Annotated in this window: 6 protein-coding genes, 2 tRNA genes and 3 rRNA genes; all 11 read left to right on the forward strand. The window is 62.0% G+C overall.

The window, feature by feature from the left end:
- Nucleotides 1-7: 7 nt before the first annotated feature.
- Nucleotides 8-766, forward strand: coding sequence for a hypothetical protein (locus tag PI93_RS04795; RefSeq protein ID WP_039366905.1), 759 nt, complete (start codon nt 8-10; stop codon nt 764-766).
- Between the two features lie 76 nt (nt 767-842).
- Nucleotides 843-1,445 carry a YbjN domain-containing protein gene (locus PI93_RS04800; RefSeq protein WP_052240453.1) on the forward strand — a complete coding sequence of 201 codons (603 nt, stop codon included), beginning with the start codon at nt 843-845 and terminating at the stop codon, nt 1,443-1,445.
- Nucleotides 1,446-1,813: 368 nt separating this feature from the next.
- Nucleotides 1,814-2,524: an STN domain-containing protein gene (locus tag PI93_RS04805; protein ID WP_052240454.1), complete on the forward strand. Its 711-nt coding sequence runs from the start codon at nt 1,814-1,816 to the stop codon at nt 2,522-2,524.
- On the forward strand, nt 2,525-3,040 hold the full coding sequence (locus PI93_RS04810) for an RNA polymerase sigma factor (RefSeq protein WP_039366908.1): 516 nt from the start codon (nt 2,525-2,527) through the stop codon (nt 3,038-3,040).
- Nucleotides 3,041-3,116: 76 nt separating this feature from the next.
- On the forward strand, nt 3,117-4,139 hold the full coding sequence (locus PI93_RS04815; RefSeq protein ID WP_039366911.1) for a FecR family protein: 1,023 nt from the start codon (nt 3,117-3,119) through the stop codon (nt 4,137-4,139).
- Between the two features lie 207 nt (nt 4,140-4,346).
- On the forward strand, nt 4,347-17,528 hold the full coding sequence (locus PI93_RS04820) for a filamentous haemagglutinin family protein (RefSeq protein WP_039366946.1): 13,182 nt from the start codon (nt 4,347-4,349) through the stop codon (nt 17,526-17,528).
- A gap of 593 nt (nt 17,529-18,121) precedes the next feature.
- Nucleotides 18,122-19,654 (forward strand): 16S ribosomal RNA (locus tag PI93_RS04825).
- Nucleotides 19,655-19,719: 65 nt separating this feature from the next.
- A tRNA-Ile gene (locus tag PI93_RS04830) sits at nt 19,720-19,796 on the forward strand.
- 112 nt (nt 19,797-19,908) lie between these two features.
- A tRNA-Ala gene (locus tag PI93_RS04835) sits at nt 19,909-19,984 on the forward strand.
- A gap of 283 nt (nt 19,985-20,267) precedes the next feature.
- Nucleotides 20,268-23,145 (forward strand): 23S ribosomal RNA (locus tag PI93_RS04840).
- A gap of 142 nt (nt 23,146-23,287) precedes the next feature.
- A 5S ribosomal RNA gene (gene rrf, locus PI93_RS04845) occupies nt 23,288-23,400 on the forward strand.
- Together the 16S, 23S and 5S rRNA genes with 2 tRNA genes alongside form the textbook arrangement of a ribosomal RNA operon.
- Nucleotides 23,401-23,421: the final 21 nt, after the last annotated feature.

Below are 23,421 nucleotides of genomic sequence, written 5' to 3' on the forward strand. Positions count from 1 at the left end.
GGTGGTCATGAGTCAACAGCCCTCGCGCGCGATGAAGCGTCTGGCCTCAGGTGTGGCCGCCGCGGTGCTGCTCGCCGTGTGCTCCGTCGCCACGGCACAGACGCCGCAGGGCGCGCCGAGTATGGAAGAGCGTCTGCGCACGCAATTGCGCAGCACGACCGAGCAACTCCAGCAGGCGAAGAACGAACTCGCCGCACTCAAGGCCGGCGGCGCCACCGCCGGCGCACCTGGCAAGGACTCGCCCGAGGCGCTGAAGAAGGCGCTGGACGAAGCCCAGCGGCAACTTGCCGCGGAGCGTCAGGCGCGCGAGCGTCTGTCGCAGGACGCCCGGGCTTCGCAATCGGAAGTGAAGGCGGTGGCCGACAAGGCCAACGTGCAGATTGCGCAGTACCGCAATGCCTACGACGAACTGCTCAGGCTCGCGCGTCAGGCCGATGCGCAGCGCAAGCATCTCGCCGACGAGACGGCGGCGCAGCGAGTCGCGCTCGCGATGTGCAAGGAGAAAAACGATCGCCTCTACGCCGTGGGACAGGAAATCCTGACGGCCTACGAGACGATGGATGTGGCGACCGTGGTCGCCGCGCGTCAGCCGTTCGCTACGCAGACCCGCGTGAAGTACGAGCAAATCGCCCAGCAGTACGGCGACAAGCTGTACGAGGGCAAGTTCGACGAGCAACAGGCCGCTGCCGCCATCGCTGCAAAGCCTGCCGAAACGGCAGCGTCGTCGGCACCGGCATCGGTTGCAGCACCGGCAGCATCGCAGTAATACCGCGCGTGACGAGGGGGCGTGCACGGCGCACCTCGTCCTGAATTCGCATAACGATAGTTCGAGGATCACTGGCATGAACGAAGAGAACACGACACAACACGACAATCACGACGCCGAGCGAGCCGGTGCGCCGACGTCTTCGGGCGCGGCGTCGCCCGCCGACATCGTCACGTTCGTCACGTCCGCTCAGGTGGCAGATGCCATTCGCGCCGCCGGATGCGCGGTGTCGGTGCAACAAGACGATCTGGTCACGCGCCTGCACAGCGCGAGCCACGGTATCGGCTATCAGGTGCATTGGGGCAATCAGGCCGGTGCCGACCAGTATCTCAATTTCACGCTGAGCTGTCCGCTGCGCGTGCAGGGCGGCGATTTGCCCGACGGCCTGATCAACGAGTGGCATCGTTCGCGCCGCTTCGCCCGTGTGGCGGCGCACGGCGAGTTTCTCGTGCTGGAGATGGACGTCATTGTGGCGGGCGGCGTTTCCCCCGATTTCCTGAATTTCTCGATGCGACTCTGGGTCGAGATGATGGGACAGTTCTTCCTGCATCTTCGCAACTTCACACAGCAAGGCGCGGGCCAGATCCCGGGGGCCGGGGCATCGGGCGAAGCCCTTGCTGTTACGCCGGGCGATACGCTCGGGAGCGGCGATTCGCAGGTACCGATGACGCTTAACTAAAGCGTTACCGCGCGGCGCATCTTTTGCGCGTTTCTCGCCTGAGCCTCGGGAACCTCCCGCGCGCGGTTGTTTCACGTCCAGGTAGACGACTGGTTGGCCCGTAACCCGCCTACACCCCGTGGGCGCGTTACGGGCGTTTTTCGTGGGCGCTCGGGGACACCCGATGCCGTGAAATGCAGCACGATCGGCGGCACTGTCAAAGTACCGTCACAATCGCCCACCAGAATTCTCAGGAATTCTTACAAATTATTTTCGGACCGGGGAAACGGCTGACGCCTTGGCGCGCCACCGTGCGCTTTGCCTGCCGCAGAGGTCCCGGGATTCCCGATATTTCCGACCGCCTGCCATGCAAAGGCCCGCCGCCCGACATGATTGCCATTGCTCGCTCTGCACGTTTGCGATTCGCTGCTGCGGGCGTGCTGGTGGGCTGGCTGCTGTGCTGCATGCCGGGCGTTTCGCTCGAAAGCGCGTCGGCGGCGCCGCAGGCGCAATCGTTTGATTTCCCGGAGATGCCCTTGAAGGACGCGCTCGCCCGCTTCGATGCGCTCACGCGTATGTCCGTCTTCTACCCGTCTTCGCTGGTGGAAGGGCGCCGCTCGCATGCCGTCTCAGGTATTTATTCGCCGCGCGAAGCGCTCGACGTACTTCTCGAAGGCACGGGCGTGATGGCCGAGGCAACGGCGCAGAACGCTTTTGTTCTCGCGCCACTGGGCATGACGGACGTGCGGGACGCCACAACGCACAACTCGGCGCGGGTGGCCGACGACTACCACGCACGATTGCAGGGCAAGGTGTTGCAGGCGCTGTGCGCCATGCCATCGCTTTCGCCGGGGGAGTATCGATTGGCAATGACGGTGCAGGTCGGCGAGAACGCCAGGGTGGGGCGCGTGCGTCTGCTCGATACAACGGGGGATGCGCGTCGCGATGGGGCGATCCTGCGTCGCCTTCAGGGACTTGACGTTGGCATCGCACCTGCCGACACGTCGCATCCGTTCGTGCTGTTGCTGGTGCCAGCCGAATGCCGGGCGACTTCGTCCGCGTGTGCACCCTCGCCGTGTCCGGCGACGACGGAGCGATAGATGGTCGATACGCCCCGGGCATTCCTGCGCGATTTGCTCACGCAGCGTTACGAGGATCTCAAACGCAAACTGACCTGGCGTCTCGGGTCTGCCGAACTCGCCAGCGACGCGCTGCACGACACATGGGTGCATCTCGATGATCGCGCCGATCGCCAGAGCGACGTGAAGAGTCCCGGTGCGTATCTCATGCGCATCGCCATGAACATGGCGTTCGATCGCGTACAGCGCGAGCGCCGGTACATGAGCGACGACGAGATCGATGCGCTGATGACGGAGTTCGTGGACCCGGCGCCCGGCCCCGCGCAGACGGTGGAAGCGCGCGACGAGATTGCGCTGCTGGAGCGTTTGCTCGCCACCATGCCGCCGCGCCGCCGCGCGATCTTCATCGCGGTGCGGGTGCACGAGATGTCCAACGAGGATGTGGCGCGTCGCTTCGGCGTGTCCGCGCGTCTGGTCGGTCTTGAGCTCAAGCGTGCTCACGAGTACTGCATGGCCCATATGCCGAGGTCCGAATGAGCGAAGGATTGCCGATGGCGTGCGGGAAAACCGTCTCATGGAGTGAGACCTTCCGTCTCGTGCGAGAGGTGACGCCATGAGTGCCCGACCCGATACCCCCTTGCCGCCGAAGCGGCGTCTCGACGCGCTCGAGCGTCAGGCCATGGCATGGGTGCGGCGAATGGCGTCGGGGGAGATGACCCACGCCGACGGCGACACGCTGCGCGAGTGGGCGCGTCGTGACCCGAGCCATGCGCAAGCGCTGGCGAACGCGCGTCGTCAGTGGCAGCACCTGACTCAGGCGGCCCATCGGCATGCCGCGGCGGCTGCGGTATGCGCGGCCCCGGCCCCCGCGCGGTCGCCCGCACAGCATCGAAAGACCGAACGCGGCTTCGATCCGCGCCGTCGCTGGTGGTTGGCGGGCACCGCCGGGGCATTTGCGACCGCGGCCGGCGTCGCTGCGATCGGTGGTCCGCTTGGCTGGTTGCCGGGGACGGCCGCCCTGCACGCGGATTACCGAACCGGCACTGGCGAACAGCGCACGGTGGCGCTTGCCGGCAATGTGTCCGTCGAAATGAATACACGCACGAGCGTGGCGGTGCGCGCCGGTAGTACCGCGGGCATTGATCTGCTCGGCGGTGAAGCCGCGGTCGATACCACACGCGCGGCAGCGCCGTTCGAGATCGTTGCCGGGGCGGGGCGCACGATTGCGCATCGCGCCCGAGTGGAAGTTCGCAACGTGGCGCAGAAGGTGTGCGTCACCTGTATCGATGGTGTGGCCGAAGTTGTGCACACGGCGGGGCGCGTGCAACTGAGCGCGCGTCAACAACTGGTCTACGACGAGCGCGCGCTGCAATCGCTGGTGAATGTCGGCGACGGTGAAATGCCGGCATGGCGCGACGGCTATCTGCGATTCACCGAAGTCCCGCTGGGCGACGTCATCGACGAGATCAATCGCTATCGTCCCGGCAAGGTCGTGCTGATGAACGACAGGCTGGCGACGCGTCCGGTGACAGGACGCTTTGCGATCCGCTCGCTCGACGTCGCCCTCGGTCAGATCGAGCATTCGCTGCAACTCTCTGCGCACACCTTGCCGGGGGGCATCGTTCTGCTCGGATGACCCGGCGTGTTGGGCTTCGTGACGGCTTGACCCTGTCACGAAAGATTCAAATAAATCCTTGCCGATTGGCTCGTGCCGAACGGTCTTAGTCCCGAGAGCGTCAAGCGTTCGCAGCGCTTGAACGAAAACCTGCCAGGGCCGTCGCCGGCGTTGTCGCGAGACAACGTCCCACGGCCGCACGAGACGCCAGACGGGATTGAGATGACCATGCACAAGCGCGTAGTTTCCCTATCAACTCGCACGCGGGCCAGCACACGTCTGCTACGCATTCGACCGCTTGCCCAGGCCGTGGCCGTATTCGCCGCCAGTAGCGCCATGATTAGCGCGGCGCATGCGCAGCAGGCTTTCAGTAACGCGTGGTTTGCCGCTCGCGGTGCGGCGCAATCCACCGCGGCGCAGACGGGCCGCCTGCCGAACGGTATGCCGGTATCGTCGTTGCAGAATCCGGGGGAGCAACAGCAACGCGCTACGCAGGCCGTGCAGAATTCCATCGCCAATCTCGCCACGGCCGCGCAAGGCATTGCCGCGATGCAGGCTGCGCAGAACGCTGCGCGTCAGGCTGCTGCCGCAACACCCGAGACTATCCCCGACGGTCTGGCCGAAGGAGGCCTGAAGGTCGACACGAATAGCCTCACCGCCGGCTGGATCAATGCGAACAAGAAGATCGCACAGGATCGCGATGCCGCCGGCAACACCAAGGTGGCCATCGAGCAAACCGGCGAGAAGGCGATTCTGAACTGGGAGACGTTCAACGTGGGCCGTCGCACGACGGTCGAGTTCGTGCAGCAACCGGGTTGGGCGGTGCTCAACCGCGTGAACGATCCGCAGGCGCGTCCGAGCCAGATTCAGGGGCAGATCAAGGCCGACGGCACGGTGATGATCGTCAACCGCAACGGCATTCAGTTCTCGGGAACGGCGCAGGTCGATACGCGCAATCTCGTCGCGGCTGCGGTTGGCATGACGAACGATCAGTTCAATCGCGGCATCTACGGTGCCGCCGTGTCCGGCGCGACGGTGCCGACGTTTGCCAACGATCTTCAGGTGAGCGGATCGAGCGTGTCGCACACGGGGGCGAGCGCCGACGTGACGGTGGACGCGGGCGCACGCCTGAACACGCGGCGTCCGCAATCGGTGACGGAAGGCGGCGGCTACGTGTTGTTGCTCGGGCGCGAAGCGCACAATCGCGGCACGATCGTCACCCCCTCGGGGCAGACGGTCATCGCCGGTGGCGATGCGTTTGTGATCCGGCGCGGCGTCGGCACCGACGGCAATGTGAATTCGAGCACGCGCGGCAACGAAGTCGAGCCGAAGCTGTTGCCGGGGTCGACGGCCGGGCGCGTGAGCAACAGCGGTCTGATTCAGGCGGCGCTTGGCGACATCACGCTTGCGGGGCGTCAGATCGAGCAAAGCGGTGTGCTGGTCTCTACCACCTCGGTCAATGCGCGCGGCACGATTCACCTGACGGCGAGTGGCGACAGCAACGCCCTGGTGCGCGTGGCACCCGGCGCGCTCAACGCCATCGTGCTCGACCCGTCGGGCGATGCGGCACTCGATGCGCAACGCACGACGTTGCTGGCCGATGCTGCGAAGGCGGCGGAATCCGGGTTGTACAACCGCCGGGATCAGTCGCTCGTGCAAATCACGTCGTCTGGCGACGTATTGTTCGACAGCGACTCGCTCACCCTCGCCACGGGCGGGCAGATCAATGTGCTGGCCACCCGTCGCGCGATGGCGATGGAGCGCGCGAAGCTCGACGTCTCCGGCGCCGTGGGGGTGAAGGTGGCCATGTCGGCAAACAATGTCGAGGTGAACGTCCAGGGTAACGAGCAGCGTGACGCACCGAGTAATCGGGACACGCATTTGCTCAATAACCTGACCGTCTACATCGACCGGCGCTATCTCGTGCGTGTGCCTGCCGGCACACAGGGGTACACCACCGATCGCTGGTACACGCCGGGCGGCCTGCTGGAAGTCAGCGGCTATCTGAACACGGCGTCGCACAGCATCGGCGAGTGGGCGGCACAAGGCGGGACGGTGCAATTGGGCGGAGCCGAGGTGGTCACGCGCGCCGGTTCGCTCATCAATCTGGCGGGCGGCACGCTCGACGTGCAGACCGGCATGATCCGGCAAAGCTGGCTGCGCGGCGTCGACGGGCAGTTGTATCGCGTCGATAACGCGCCGGGCGATTTGCGGTACCTCGGGACGTATCGCGGGTTCGAGGCCGAACACGCCCGCTGGGGAAAGAGCACGACCGAGACGTTCGCCACGCTGTTCATCGCACCGGGGCAGCGTCTGGAGAATGGATACACCGTGGGGCGCGACGCCGGGCGGTTGATTATCTCGGCACCCTCTGCGGTGCTCGAAGGCGATGTCGATACCGCCGCTTACCAAGGCCCGCGTCAGACACAGGCTGCCGACCGGGGGCTTTACGACGGGTATCTGCAATCACCGCTTGCAGCACCGCGTGCCGGTCAGTTGATCGTCGGCAAGCTCACGCCTTACTACGACGACACCACGCTCACGTTGCGCGATAGCCCGTCGGCCATCGCGCGCACGATCAATGTCGGCGACGTTCAGGCGCTGGCGGCGGACATTGCGCAGGGGAGTGCGCTCGACACCCAGCGCGCAGGAAAGATATCGCTCGACGCAGGCTGGCTCAACCGTCAGCAGTTTGGCGGCGTGAAGCTGCTGGCGACAGATGCGCTGACGCTCACGCGCGACATTCGTGTAGCGGACGGCGGCGACGTTGGTTTGCATGCGACGCGAGTCGACATCGACGCGAACGTGACGGCGCGTGGTGGCTCGATTGCGGCGGGCAACATTGTGCAGCGCGTGCTCCAGGCGACGAACGGCGCGTGGGGCGATGTCCCTATCACGGACCCCGCGCTGATCGCCGGCGGCCAGTACGTCAAGGTGGCGCGTGGCGTGACGCTCGACACGCGTGGCCTGTGGAGCCGTGCGGACGATGATGAGGCGGGCATCCACGGTATGCCGTACCTCAATGGCGGCAATGTCATCTTCTCGACGACCGGCGACGTGCGAGTGGCGCAGGGCAGCACCATCGACGTCTCGTCGGGGGCCGTGCGGCTCGCGGGCGGCACGGTGCGTGGCGGCAAGGGCGGCAATGTGTCGCTGCTGGCCAGCCAGTACGACACGACTGGCAAGAGCGCTGGCGAGCTGCATGTCGACGGCGAGCTGCGCGGTTATGGCGTGAGCGGTGGCGGCACGTTGAAGCTGGACACCGGCAATGGCGTGGTGATCGGCGCGCCGACATCGCCTGGCTCGTCGCCCGATACATCGCTCGGTGTGTCGCTTTTCTCGACTGGCTTTTCCCGCTATGACGTCACAGGGCAACTGGGGTTGACGATAGCGGATGGCGCGCACCTCGACGTTGTCATGCCCGTGCTGAACGTCGACGGGCAAGCCGCGCGCGACACGCTCAGCGGCAGCGATCCGTCAGGCGTGTTGTCCGTCCTCCTTGCACCCGTCTGGCAAAGCGATGCCGCCAGGGGCACGATCACGCAGCGCAGCGGGGCCGATCTGGCGTTGTCCGCCGGCTCGCAACTCAAGCGTGGGCAACTGAGCGTGGGCGACGGGGCACAGATCGAAGTCGATCCGGGACGCAACATCACGCTCACGAGCAACGGGCAGATGACGGTGCTCGGCACGCTGCGCTCTGCATCGGGCACGGTCAGTCTGTTGCCTGGCCTGTTCGGTACCGGCGATGCGCAAGGCCGACCCGAGGGCACGTTCACACCGACATCGATCTGGCTGGGCGGCAATGCCGTCATCGATGTCGCCGCGCGCCCGATGGTGGCAAAGGACGCCTCCGGCGCAATTTCCGGCAAGGTGGCCGCAGGCGGCACCATCCAGATCGGCGCGAAGTATGTCGCGGGCGCTACCCAGGTCGAGGCAGCCGACGCGTTCGTTATCGTGCGCCCCGGCGCACGGCTCGATGCGTCGGGCACAGCCGCCGACGTCGATGTGCCGGGGCAGGGGCGCACGCACGTGGCAAGCAACGGCGGGGTCATCTCACTGGCGTCGGCACGCGGTCTCTATCTCGACGGCGATATGAAGGCGGCGTCGGGCGGCGCAGGCGCTGCGGGCGGTACGCTCAACGTGGTGCTCGAGACGCTGGCTTACGGCATGGTGGATCGGACCACGCTGCGCGGCAGCAATGTGGACGATTCCGTGCGCGTGGCGCACGAGATGATCGTCGCCCAGACGCAGGGCGGCAGCGCGCTCTCGGATACGCTGCGTCCGGGCGCGCTCGGCGGCGGACTGGCGTTGGGCAACGCACGCATCGGCGTCGATCGCGTGACGGCCGGCGGCTTCGACAATCTCTCTTTGCTCGCCAACGGGATGATGGATTTCGACGGCAACGTCAATCTGTCGCTCGGTCAGAGCTTGCGCCTCACCGCAAGTTCGTTTGGCTTGGCAGCGAACGCTGCACCGGGCGCGCAGGTCAGGTTTGCCGCGCCCTACGTGCAGCTTGCCGGCACGACACGCCAGCAATCCGATAACTTCCTCATGCCCAACCCGGTGAGTGGTTCGAGGAACAACGGACAGGGTGCCGGGGCGCTGGGGGTGCCGCTGCTCGACGATCAGGCGAAATTCGAAATCAACGGCTCGCTCATCGACGTATCGGGCCGGATGCAATTCGGCACCGCAGGGACCATCGAGACCAACGCCGGAACTCCCGTCAGTGTCTTGCGTAATGCGTTCGGCAATGTCGCCTTGCGCAGTACCGGTGACCTGCGTCTGCTCGACAAGACCGAAGTCTATTCGCCAGGCGACATGACGTTGGCCGCCGTGCAGATTTATCCGACACAGAACGCGAGCGCAATGATCGTCGTGGGGCAGCGTAGCTATCCGAGCGATTGCTGTGTGCGCCTGAACCAGTTGGACCCGACGCATGTTCTGACCATCGAGCGTGTGGGCGATACGCTGGCGGTGCAGCCGTATTCGCTGTTCGGCAGTCTCACCCTTAAGGCCGGGCAGATCCGTCAGGGCGGCGTGCTGCGCGCTCCGATGGGGACCATCACGTTCGGGGCGCCGATGGAGACGGAAGCCAACGGCATCCTGACCTTGTTGCCGGGTAGCGTGACGTCCGTGAGCGCGAATGGACTCGTGATGCCTTATGGCGGCTCGCTCGACGGACTGAGTTATCTCAATGCTGCCGTCGACGCGCGATACTCGCTCGCCGGCGGAGGACCGTCGGTCGTGGTGTATAGCCATGCGTTGGCTGTGGATCCGGGGGCCGTCATCGACCTCTCGGGGGGCGGCGAAATCCGGGGCGCCGCATTCCTCACCGGCCGTGGCGGCTCTACGGATGCCCGTCTCGCGCCGCTGATGCAAGTGGTGCAGACCGGCACAAAGGGAAGTTTCCGTCTGCCCTCCCTCTCGTCCAATCCGGTCTACGCCATCGTGCCTGGGGTACAGCCAGCCTATGCGCCGGTGGTAAGCGAGAACGGCGCGGGCGCCCCCCTCATGGGGCAGCAGATCACCATCGGCGCCGGGGTGCCGGGATTGCCCGCCGGCACCTATACGCTGCTGCCGTCGACGTTCGCGTTGCTGCCCGGCGCGTATCGCGTGGAGTTGCAGACGCAGTCCCCCGCGCAGGCGGGCCTCGCACCGGTCGCAATGCGCAATGGGTCGCTCACACTTCCGGCGCAATTGAGCGTGAGCAACACGAGCCTTCGTAACGCCACGCCGACGCAGGCCGTTCTGACTTCGGCGGATGTCCTGCGCACCTACTCGCAGTACAACGAGATGAGTTACGCGGACTTCGCCCGTGCCACGAGCGAACGTGTCGGAGCACCTCGTGCGCTGATCGAGGCGGACGCCAAGCGTCTCGATCTCTATTTCCTGTCGGATGTCTACCGGGGCAAAATCGCCGATACATCAGCGTTGCGCTTTCAGGGCTCGGCGAACGTCGCCCCGGCCAAGGGCGGTTACGGCGCCAGCCTGCTGGTCACCGCACCGTCCACCGGTAACTTTGAGATCCTCGGTGCAGGTGCGACACCCCGGCAAGACGACAAGTCGCTTATTTCGCTCAGAGCGGACGATCTGAACGCGATCGGCGCGGCGCGCATGGGGATTGGCGGACTACCCGTGGTCGCCGCCGACGCCACCGGGTCGATCCTCAGCGCCACCACAGCCGGGTTCACAGGCAACGCCTACAACGTTGTGCTGCGCGGTGGCGCAATGCTGCGCGCAAGCGAAGTGTTCATCGTCACGATCTCCACCGCCAAGGGCATTACCGTCGAGCAGGGGAGCGGCATCAACACACTCGGCTTCGGCATGCCGATGTGGGATTCCACAATGGGGTATACCTACACGCCGGGGGCGGCGGGGGTGCTGGCGGTGTCCAATGGCCGGCTCGCGATGCTATCGCCGTTGCCGACCGGCGCACAGGATTCCTTTGGCGCCGGGTACATCGACCTTGGCGTTTGCGCGTCGCCCGCCGCATGTGCAGGTGAAACGCTGCTGCTGTCCGAAGGCTCGATTGCGGTGGCGACTGACAAGCGATTCACGATCACCGATGCCGTGCGCTACGGCACGCGCCAACTGTCGCTCGCGGTCGGTCGGGTCAATGTTGGCGATCAGGCATCGCTGGATTCGCTTGCCGCTTCCGGGCGTCTGGCGGAAGGACTGACGCTCAACCAGACGGTGCTGTCGCGACTGTTACGCGGCGACCGGGCCTATGGCGCGCCTGCGCTCGAAAGCCTGTCTCTCATCGCTCGCGATTCGATCAATTTCTACGATTCCGTCGAGCTATCGACCATCGATGCTGCAACCGGAAAATCGAGCATCGATGTGCTCGTGCTGGGCACGCCGGCCATCTTCGGATACGGCGCGAGCGATGCACTCGCGCGTATTCGCACCGATCGGCTCGTGTGGACCGGCTCGAAGTCACCTGCGGGCGCCATCGTCGAGGGCGGGGCAGGCACCGGCAGCGGTCGCTTGTCGCTCGACGCACGGGAGATCGAATTCGGCTTCGGACCGGCCACGCAGCGCGACGTCAATCACGATATGAACCGCATGACCGTCGGTTTCTCGACAGTCGAACTCAACGCCAGCGAGCGGGTAACGGCTAACCAGAAGGGCAGCCTGTCCGTCTATCGCTCACAGAACGGGTGGAACGACCAGAAGCAGGATTTCGATTACAGCGGCGGTGACATCGTCATCGATACGCCACTGCTCACGGGGGCGGCAGGGTCGGTGAACCGTTTCGTCGCGGGCGGCAACGTGTCGGTGACGAACGCGAGTGCTCGCACGAGACCCGTGATCGACAACGGCAAGCTTGTGGCCGCGCTGGGGGCCGAAGTCGCGCTGAGCGCTGGCGGGGCAGCGAGCGTCGACACGAGCGTCGTGCTGCCGAGCGGCCGCTTGACCGTGGCCGCACAGGCGGATGTGACACTTGGTGATGGCGCCCAACTCGATCTGGCCGGACGCAAGCTCGATTTCTTCGACACCAGCAAATACAGCTGGGGCGGCGATATGGTCCTGTCGAGCGCCAACGGCAACGTTCGCCAGACCGCCGGGTCGCGCATCGATCTGTCGGCGCTGGAAAACCGGGCCGGCAAGCTCACCGTGACGGCGCTGTCACCGGTCAGCGGCGTCGTATCGCTGGCGGGCAAGGTGCTCGGCAGTGCCAGCGGTCGCTACGATGCGGGCGGCACGTGGGTGCCGTTCGCTGCGGGAGGCGTCGACATCCGCGCTCAGCACGTCGACGATTTCGGCGGGCTCAATGCTCGTCTGACCGACGGCGGCGTCTTTGGCAGCCGCAGCTTCCAGATCAAGCAGGGCAGTCTTGTCGTTGGCGACGAACTCAAGGCGCGTGAGATCACGCTCTCGATCGACGGGGGACGACTTGACGTGCTCGGGCGTGTCGACGCGAGCGGGGCACAAGCGGGCACCATTCGCCTCTCGGCCCGCGACGGCGTGACGGTCGGTGGCAACGCGGTGCTCGACGCGCACAGCACCACGCTGCGTCTGGACAGTTATGGGCAGCCCATCGAAGCTTCCAACCGTGCGGTCATCGAGATCAACGGCAATCAGGGACGTGTGGTGCTGGCCGACGGTGCACGGCTCGATGTGCGTGCCGGGACGAACGACGTGAAAGGCGCACCCCTGTCGGTCGGGACGGTCGAGATCAGCGCAAAGCGTCTGGGCGGTGCGAACGAAGCCCTGGGCAACGACATCGCGATCGATGCGGGCGGTAACGTCGTGATCGACGGTGCGCGCTCGATCACCGTCAACGGGATGTACCGCGACACCCAGGCACCGGCCGGCACCGATGTTTCCATCGACGGCCGTCCATATCAGCTCGTCAATCAAGCTTATCTGGACGCGCTTCACGCGCAGAACGAAACGTTCATGTCGAACGCGCTGGCCAATGGCGCGTTGCTCGCGCGGCTGGCCGGATTGCGCCGCTATACCGATGCCTTCCATCTGCGCCCGGGTGTCGAGATCGTCAGCGCGACGCCTGACGGCGACATTCACCTGGACGGCGATATCGACATGTCGCGCTATCGCTACGCGAGCCTGAACCCGAACACGCAGAAGACCGGTGTGTGGGGCAGCGGCGAAGCGGGCGCGCTGACGATTCGCGCCGGGGGAAATCTGAACGTCTTCGGCAGTCTGACCGACGGGTTCGATACCAGCAAGCTCACGCCGGGTGCGGACAACAAGGGGTGGGTGCTTACCAGCGGAACTGCAGGGTGGGGCGGCGATGCCGTGATCCCGGTGGGCGGGTTGGTGACGCTCGCCGCCGGCACGGAATTCCCGGCCGATCGCAAGCTTAACTACGACGTTCAGGTGGCGGCGACGAAGTTGCCTGCCGGCACGCGTCTGCCCGCCAGCATCACACTGAGCGCCGATCTGACGCTGCCGTCGGGCACTGTGCTTGGGGCGGCCGTGCGCGATGCGGCGGGCAACGTGGTGTACCCGGCGGGTACGGCGCTGACGTCGGCCCTTACCTTGCGCTCCGGCATGCAGATCGATGCCGGCATGGTGTTGCCTTTGGACGCGTCTGTGGCAGCGATGCGCTGGCCTGCGGGCGCTGTGATGCCGGTGAACCTCAAGCTCGCCGCCGATGTGTTGCTGCGCAAGGGCGCGATCATTCCGGCCGAGACCGACGTCAAGCTGCCGGGAGGCGTGCTGTTCGTCAACGTGCGCCCGGCGGATGCCGACGGTAATCAGGGGCAGATTCATGCGCTTGCGCCGATGCTTCAGGCGGGTTCGGCGTCGTGGTCGCTGCGGCTGGTCGCTGGCGCCGATACGTCGGCTGCCGATCCGCGTGCGTTGCAGCCGTTGAAGGCCGATGGACATCTGACGCTTGCAGACACGCACTACGGCATGGGCGTGCTCAATGTGCTCAAGCCGGGGACCGGCACGCTTGGCGTTTATCGCTGGGGGCCGGATGCTGCGGAGTTGGGCGCCGTCGAGGGCGAGATTGTGACGGAGGAAGACCTGATCAACTGGGGCATTTCCACGCCCGCGGACATCGACATGTGGAACGGGTACTACGATGCGTTCCGACTCGTGACGCCCGGCATTCCCGCCGAGTACGAGTTGAAGACGCAACCCGCTCGCGAACCTGTCTTCAGCGTGGTGCGTACCGGCACGGGCGATCTCGACATGCTCGCGGCGGGTAACTTCACGATGAGTTCGCCGTTTGGGGTTTATACGGCGGGTACGCAGGCGCGTGATGTGACGAGCGCCTATAACCTCGCACGGGCCACGATCAAGAATACGTCCGTGCTGGGGGCGGAGGGGGCGGCCTTCGAGTCATACGTCAGCGGTGCGCAGAGTCTCTACAGCGCGTGGTATCCGGAGCATGGCGGCAATCTGTTCGTGCGCGCTCAGGGCGATATTCGTGGCGACACCGTTGGCACACGTGACGGCTATCAACGCTCGACAAGTTTTGGTGTTCCGCGAGCGGTTCCGGATGCCGGCAATCTGGGCAATTGGCTGTGGCGCCAGGGATCGGGCTCCGTGATTGCGCAAGGGGGCGTGCCGAGCGCGTGGTGGGTCAATTTCGGGACGTATGTGGTCGGCAAGGAAGACGGCTACGCGGCATTCGAGAAGGTACCGTTCCTGGTGGGCTTTGCCGGACTTGGCACGCTCGGCGGCGGCAATGTGGTGCTCGAAGCCGGCGCGAACGCTGGCATGCTGGAGTCCCGCATGGGGGCAGGCAATAGTTACGGCCCAAGCGCGCTCGCTCGCAGCGAGGGCTTGAATGTCGCGGTAGGCAGCACCGGTCGGGTGTCGGCGGACGGTTCGCAGATTCAATTGACGGGCGGCGGCGATCTCGACGTGCGGATCGGCGGCGGTCTGAATCCTGTACGAGAAGTTCGTGCCATCACGCAGCCTGGTAGCTTGATCAAGGACTCGGCAGAGTGGCGCAATGGCAACCTTGGGCTGAACGGCACGTTCACGAACCTGCGCGGTGCCACGCGCATCGAAGCGGGGGCGCTGGGCGGTGTCGACGCGCTGTTCGGCGCCACCGATTTGCGCGAGACCCGGGCACGCGATGTGTTCACCCCCCAGATCGGCATGGCGACCGGGGGACCCACGCTGGTACTCGGCGACTCGACGATTCGCATCGACACACGTGGCGACCTGGTGATAGGCGGCTATGGCGATGCAACGCGCGCACAACAGCGCACCAACGGCACGCCGTTCACCGCGTCGGGCGTCAACTATAGTGGCGAAGGATTCAGTTGGTTCACGCTGTGGACGCCTTCCACTGCCATCGACTTGTTCAGTGCGGGCGGAAATCTCGCACCACTCACCGCGATGGCCGACCCGCGGGCAGGGGCGAACTACGCGTCGACCGACGGCCGTTTCGTGCTGCCTGCGACACTGCGCGCGGTCGCTGCTAGCGGCAATATTTACAACGGCTTTTCGGCAACTCGTATTCTCGATGCGGAGTCGAAGGTGACGATCGGCGACACGCCGGCGTTGCTGGCACCGGAGCCCGTCAGTTCGTTGTTCAGAGTGGCGCCCGACGGTGGTGCGCTCGAGATGATGGCCGGCCAATCCCTGTTCGGATCCGGGTTCCCCATCAGCCGTTCCGCGGCCGATCCCACGGCGTTACCTACGCCGCAAAACCCTGCCTTCATGGGGGGCGTGCGCAATGCATGGTTCGGCCGTGCTTACCTCACGAACGTGCGACAGGATGCCATCGCACCGCAACTGCTGTTCTATTACAGCCCGGATTCCGCGACACGGTTCCCGATGTTCAGCCTGACCCCGGCGACCGTCTCCGGCTATGACTTCACCGGCATCGCGCCGGCCCGTTTCTATGCACTCACGGGCGATATCGTCGGACTGCAAACGGGCGGCATTGACTACCGCGGCAGCATAACGCCCGTCGCAGGCACGCAGCCGACCTGGTACGAAGGCAATGGCGCCGTGGCGATTCGGGCCGGGCGAGACATCGTCAACTCGGGAACGCCGCTCGGCACCTATTTGAGCACCAACGCTGACTTCGCCGGCTGGACCACCACGCCCGATTTCACTGATCCGGTCAACAATCCGGGACGCCCGATGAGGGTCGCGTCGACGACGATGCGCGGCAACCTGATCGTGCAGAACTCGGCGGACGATGTCTCCGTGGTGTCGGCGGGTCGGGACATTCTTTACAGCACGTTCTACGTGGCGGGCCCGGGTTTGCTGGAAATCACGGCGGGGCGCAACGTCTTCATGGGCGACAAGGCCGAGTTGCGCAGTCTCGGCGCGCTCGCCAACGTCAAACCCGGCGACCGGAGCAACGGGGCTGCGATTGCGGTAGCGGCGGGTGTCGGACCCCGAGGGCTCGACGGCATCGACTTCAAGGCGTTCGCCGCCCGGTATCTCGATGCAGCGAATCTGGCAGACGGTGGACGGCCGCTCGCCGATCAGCCGGGCAAGGCAGTCGTTGTGTACGGCGGAGAACTCACGCTTTCCGGATGGTTAGGTCAGGAGTTCGGCTATCGCGGAAATGCGGCAGGCGCCGATGCGTTCCTCGTCACTAAGCAGGCAGAACTCGACGCGGCGAGTCAGGCTGCCGGTGGCGCAGGCGGCATCGCCAAACGGGATCTGCGCAATGAGTTCGCGCAGCAAAGCCAGTTGTATCTCGTGAATTGGCTCGCGACACGCTTCGGCGGCCGCAACGCGCTCGGGCGACATTTCGATGCGGCGTCGATGGATGCCCGTCAGTTCTTCGACGCCTTGCCGCCCGAGCACCAGCGCGCGTATCTGCGCGATGTGTACTTCGCGGAACTGCGCGCTTCGGGGCGTGAGTACAACGATGCGAGCGGCCCGCGCGCGGGTAGTTATCTGCGGGGGCGCGAGGCCATCGCCACGCTCTTCCCCGAGCAGGACGAGAGCGGTGCGTCGCGTCAGTATGACGGCAGTCTCACGATGTACAGCAGTGCGCTCTACTATCTGCAAAACCTGGATCGCCAATCGACGACACGTCCGGTGCCTGGTGTGAAGTATTTGACGCAGGCGCAATGGGTCGCGCGTGGCAGTCCTGCGTATGATGTTCCTCACTATGAAGTTCAAGACGCGGGCATCCATACCGACTTCGGCGGCGGGGTGAGCATCATGACGCCGGGCGGACGGACGCTCGTTGGCGTGGACGGTGGTTTTGTGCCGGCTGAAGGCTCCGGTGTGCTCACGCAGGGGCGCGGCAACATCGACATGTATGCGCGAGATAGCATTCTGCTCGGTCAGAGTCGTGTATTCACCACGTTCGGCGGCAATATTCTCGCGTGGTCGGCGCAGGGCGACATCAACGCGGGCCGTGGATCGAAATCGACGGTGGTCTACACACCGCAGCGTCGTGTCTATGACGACCTCGGACTTGTAGCGCTCTCGCCGACAACTCCAAATACGGGCGCTGGCATTGCCACGTTGAACCCGATCCCTGAGATTCCGCCGGGCGACATCGATCTGATTGCGCCGCTTGGCACGATCGACGCGGGGGAGGCGGGGATTCGGGTGTCCGGTAACGTGAACATCGCGGCGCTGCGGGTGATGAACGCCGAAAACATTCAAGTGCAGGGCAAGTCCGTTGGTATTCCGACGATTGCGGCCGTAAATGTGGGCGCGCTCACGAATGCCAGTGCGACGGCGGCGCAGGCGGCCGCGGCGGCACAGGACGCGGTGGCTCGCGATCGGGCGTCGGCGCGGCAGGGCCAGCCGTCGATTTTCTCTGTTCGCATGCTCGATACGGGGACGTCGAACGATGCGACCGGCAAGCCGCGTGCCGATAGCACTCGGATGTTCCGCTACGATCCTGCGTCGCCCGTACAGGTGCTCGGCCAGATGAACCTGAGTGAGGCGCAGTTGCAGGCGCTCACGCCCACGGAGCGGAAGAATCTGATGCGCTGAGGCTGGAACGACTCTCCTTGATGGGGAGAGTCGTTCGACGGCAGCCTGATGATCAGGGTGACCACTATATATAGCGGGCCAACGGAAGGAATTTGCCGGCCTTTCAAAATAGTTTCACAAAGGGCTTGCGCAGTTCGTCGAAGGTGACTAATATCTCGTCTCTCGCAACGACAGCGGCGCAGCGAAAGCGGCGACGACGTGGAAGCGACGGGCTGGAAAGCCCGGTGGTTAGGGGTTTTGGAGCTTGTGAGTCGCTACGGCGATGAGCGAAGAGAAGCGAAAAAAACTGTTGACGACGACGAGAAGCTGCGACATAATCTCACTTCTCTGCTGCTGATGCAGCGACGCAGAAAACGAAGCGACGGCGCGGTAAGTGTGCGACGAAGCGAAGTCAGATGCGATTGATCTTTAAAAATTGAACAACCGATAAGTGTGGGCACTCGATGAATAGTGCGTCTGCTTCGGCAGATTAGCTTTAAATTTATTGAGGCTCACATAGTAATAGGTAAGTTAAGTAATTAACTTGTCAGCATACTTTGAGAGCGACCGGTTCGAGTGATTTATCACGAAAAACCGAAAACAGTAACAGGTTTAAACTGAAGAGTTTGATCCTGGCTCAGATTGAACGCTGGCGGCATGCCTTACACATGCAAGTCGAACGGCAGCACGGGTGCTTGCACCTGGTGGCGAGTGGCGAACGGGTGAGTAATACATCGGAATGTACCTTGTAGTGGGGGATAGCTCGGCGAAAGCCGGATTAATACCGCATACGCTCTGAGGAGGAAAGCGGGGGACCTTCGGGCCTCGTGCTACAAGAGCAGCCGATGTCAGATTAGCTAGTTGGTGGGGTAAAAGCTCACCAAGGCGACGATCTGTAGCTGGTCTGAGAGGACGACCAGCCACACTGGGACTGAGACACGGCCCAGACTCCTACGGGAGGCAGCAGTGGGGAATTTTGGACAATGGGCGAAAGCCTGATCCAGCAATGCCGCGTGTGTGAAGAAGGCCTTCGGGTTGTAAAGCACTTTTGTCCGGAAAGAAATCCTCTGGGTTAATACCTCGGGGGGATGACGGTACCGGAAGAATAAGCACCGGCTAACTACGTGCCAGCAGCCGCGGTAATACGTAGGGTGCAAGCGTTAATCGGAATTACTGGGCGTAAAGCGTGCGCAGGCGGTTTTGTAAGACGGATGTGAAATCCCCGGGCTTAACCTGGGAACTGCATTCGTGACTGCAAGGCTAGAGTATGGCAGAGGGGGGTAGAATTCCACGTGTAGCAGTGAAATGCGTAGAGATGTGGAGGAATACCGATGGCGAAGGCAGCCCCCTGGGCCAATACTGACGCTCATGCACGAAAGCGTGGGGAGCAAACAGGATTAGATACCCTGGTAGTCCACGCCCTAAACGATGTCAACTAGTTGTTGGGGATTCATTTCCTTAGTAACGAAGCTAACGCGTGAAGTTGACCGCCTGGGGAGTACGGTCGCAAGATTAAAACTCAAAGGAATTGACGGGGACCCGCACAAGCGGTGGATGATGTGGATTAATTCGATGCAACGCGAAAAACCTTACCTACCCTTGACATGTACGGAATCCTGCTGAGAGGTGGGAGTGCTCGAAAGAGAACCGTAACACAGGTGCTGCATGGCTGTCGTCAGCTCGTGTCGTGAGATGTTGGGTTAAGTCCCGCAACGAGCGCAACCCTTGTCCTTAGTTGCTACGCAAGAGCACTCTAAGGAGACTGCCGGTGACAAACCGGAGGAAGGTGGGGATGACGTCAAGTCCTCATGGCCCTTATGGGTAGGGCTTCACACGTCATACAATGGTCGGTACAGAGGGCTGCCAAACCGCGAGGTGGAGCTAACCCCAGAAAACCGATCGTAGTCCGGATCGCAGTCTGCAACTCGACTGCGTGAAGCTGGAATCGCTAGTAATCGCGGATCAGCATGTCGCGGTGAATACGTTCCCGGGTCTTGTACACACCGCCCGTCACACCATGGGAGTGGGTTTTGCCAGAAGTAGGTAGCCTAACCGTAAGGAGGGCGCTTACCACGGCAGGATTCATGACTGGGGTGAAGTCGTAACAAGGTAGCCGTAGGGGAACCTGCGGCTGGATCACCTCCTTTCTAGAGCATGCACTGGAAGTTGAGTGTTCACGCTTATCGGTTGTTTGACTGCGTAGATCTAAGTCGGGTCTGTAGCTCAGGTGGTTAGAGCACCGTCTTGATAAGGCGGGGGTCGAAGGTTCAAGTCCTTCCAGACCCACCAATCTCTTTCCACCGACGCCTGGTAGAAAGAAATCTGGCTGAGGCAAGGCACAAAAAGCCGCGGCATACATTGGTATGCAAGGTTTTTTGTAACGCCGCATCAGACTGATTTGGGGGGCATAGCTCAGCTGGGAGAGCACCTGCTTTGCAAGCAGGGGGTCGTCGGTTCGATCCCGTCTGCCTCCACCAATTCCTTAGATCACACATCGATGTCAGTCAAAAGCTTTTACGTCTGTAGTAAATCCCAATAGTGATTTAGCGTGAACGTTTTTGAATGACAGCAATGTCATGCAGTATTTGTTCTTTAACAATTTAGAAGAAGTAGTAGTACAACGGAAGCGCGTTAGAGATGGCGCGTGGAAATTGTACGGGTTGTGATTGTATCAACCAGTATTTAAGTGATCGAAAGATGACTTGGAATACGGCACAACGCGATAACTCAACCTATAGCTGGAAGACATTCTGGTTATAGGGTCAAGCGAATAAGTGCATGTGGTGGATGCCTTGGCGATTACAGGCGATGAAGGACGCGATAGCCTGCGAAAAGTTGTGGGGAGCTGGCAAATAAGCATTGATCCACAAATGTCCGAATGGGGAAACCCGGCCTTTTAGGTCATCCTAGACTGAATACATAGGTCTAGCGAAGCGAACGCGGCGAACTGAAACATCTAAGTAGCTGCAGGAAAAGAAATCAACCGAGATTCCCAAAGTAGTGGCGAGCGAAATGGGACCAGCCTTCAAGATTTAGCACCGGTGTTATCAAAACGGAATGGAAAGTCCGGCCATAGTGGGTGATAGCCCCGTATGAGAAAACCCTGGTGTGGAACTAAGCTTGAGACAAGTAGGGCGGGACACGTGAAATCCTGTCTGAAGATGGGGGGACCATCCTCCAAGGCTAAATACTCGTAATCGACCGATAGTGAACCAGTACCGTGAGGGAAAGGCGAAAAGAACCCCGGGAGGGGAGTGAAATAGATCCTGAAACCGCATGCATACAAACAGTCGGAGCCTCGTAAGGGGTGACGGCGTACCTTTTGTATAATGGGTCAGCGACTTACATTCAGTGGCGAGCTTAACCGAATAGGGAAGGCGTAGCGAAAGCGAGTCCGAATAGGGCGTTCAGTCGCTGGGTGTAGACCCGAAACCAAGTGATCTATCCATGGCCAGGATGAAGGTGCGGTAACACGTACTGGAGGTCCGAACCCACTAATGTTGAAAAATTAGGGGATGAGCTGTGGATAGGGGTGAAAGGCTAAACAAACTTGGAAATAGCTGGTTCTCTCCGAAAACTATTTAGGTAGTGCCTCGTGTATCACCTTCGGGGGTAGAGCACTGTCATGGTTGAAGGGTCCATTGCGGATTACTTCGCCATAGCAAACTCCGAATACCGAAGAGTGCAATCACGGGAGACAGACATCGGGTGCTAACGTCCGGTGTCAAGAGGGAAACAACCCAGACCGCCAGCTAAGGTCCCTAAATATTGCTAAGTGGGAAACGAAGTGGGAAGGCTAAAACAGTCAGGAGGTTGGCTTAGAAGCAGCCACCCTTTAAAGAAAGCGTAATAGCTCACTGATCGAGTCGTCCTGCGCGGAAGATGTAACGGGGCTAAGCAATATACCGAAGCTGCGGATGCGAGCTTGCTCGCATGGTAGGAGAGCGTTCTGTAAGCCTGTGAAGGTGTCTTGTAAAGGATGCTGGAGGTATCAGAAGTGCGAATGCTGACATGAGTAGCGATAAAGGGGGTGAAAGGCCCCCTCGCCGTAAGCCCAAGGTTTCCTACGCAACGTTCATCGGCGTAGGGTGAGTCGGCCCCTAAGGCGAGGCAGAGATGCGTAGCTGATGGGAAGCAGGTTAATATTCCTGCACCGTCGTATGATGCGATGGGGGGACGGATCGCGGAAGGTTGTCCGGGTGTTGGAAGTCCCGGTCCCTGCAGTGGAGAAGGCGCTTAGGCAAATCCGGGCGCGTAATTCAAGGCTGTGGGGCGAGCGAACTTGTTCGCGAAGCAATTGGAAGTGGTTCCAAGAAAAGCCTCTAAGCTTCAGTCATACGAGACCGTACCGCAAACCGACACAGGTGGGCGAGATGAGTATTCTAAGGCGCTTGAGAGAACTCGGGAGAAGGAACTCGGCAAATTGGTACCGTAACTTCGGGATAAGGTACGCCCTTGTAGCTTGACTGGCCTGCGCCAGGAGGGTGAAGGGGTTGCAATAAACTGGTGGCTGCGACTGTTTAATAAAAACACAGCACTCTGCAAACACGAAAGTGGACGTATAGGGTGTGACGCCTGCCCGGTGCCGGAAGATTAAATGATGGGGTGCAAGCTCTTGATTGAAGTCCCGGTAAACGGCGGCCGTAACTATAACGGTCCTAAGGTAGCGAAATTCCTTGTCGGGTAAGTTCCGACCTGCACGAATGGCGTAACGATGGCCACACTGTCTCCTCCCGAGACTCAGCGAAGTTGAAGTGTTTGTGATGATGCAATCTACCCGCGGCTAGACGGAAAGACCCCATGAACCTTTACTGTAGCTTTGCATTGGACTTTGAACCGGTCTGTGTAGGATAGGTGGGAGGCTTTGAAGCAGGAACGCTAGTTTCTGTGGAGCCGTCCTTGAAATACCACCCTGGCTTGTTTGAGGTTCTAACCTAGGTCCGTAATCCGGATCGGGGACAGTGCATGGTAGGCAGTTTGACTGGGGCGGTCTCCTCCCAAAGTGTAACGGAGGAGTACGAAGGTACGCTAGGTACGGTCGGAAATCGTGCTGATAGTGCAATGGCAAAAGCGTGCTTAACTGCGAGACTGACAAGTCGAGCAGGTGCGAAAGCAGGTCATAGTGATCCGGTGGTTCTGTATGGAAGGGCCATCGCTCAACGGATAAAAGGTACTCTGGGGATAACAGGCTGATACCGCCCAAGAGTTCATATCGACGGCGGTGTTTGGCACCTCGATGTCGGCTCATCTCATCCTGGGGCTGTAGCCGGTCCCAAGGGTATGGCTGTTCGCCATTTAAAGAGGTACGTGAGCTGGGTTTAAAACGTCGTGAGACAGTTTGGTCCCTATCTGCCGTGGGCGTTGGAAGTTTGAAGGGGGCTGCTCCTAGTACGAGAGGACCGGAGTGGACGAACCTCTGGTGTACCGGTTGTCACGCCAGTGGCATCGCCGGGTAGCTATGTTCGGAAGAGATAACCGCTGAAAGCATCTAAGCGGGAAACTCGCCTTAAGATGAGACTTCCCTAGGAACTCGATTCCTTTGAAGGGTCGTTCAAGACCAGGACGTTGATAGGTCAGGTGTGGAAGCGCAGTAATGCGTTAAGCTAACTGATACTAATTGCCCGTAAGGCTTGATCCTATAACCAGTGTGTTTTCCCTGGTTTGAGTGACGTGTGTGCCCCAATGGCGCTGATACGCTCACAACCCAATTACATGTAGTACTACGCTTCTTCTGAATTGGTTTTGTTGCACGCCTAGTGCAGCAAGACATACAAGTTATGCCTGATGACCATAGCGAGTTGGAACCACCCCTTCCCATCCCGAACAGGACCGTGAAACGACTCCACGCCGATGATAGTGCGGATACCCGTGTGAAAGTAGGTAATCGTCAGGCTCCCCTAAAGACCCCTTGCTA

This window comes from Pandoraea fibrosis (assembly GCF_000807775.2).
In the GTDB taxonomy this organism is placed as follows: domain Bacteria; phylum Pseudomonadota; class Gammaproteobacteria; order Burkholderiales; family Burkholderiaceae; genus Pandoraea; species Pandoraea fibrosis.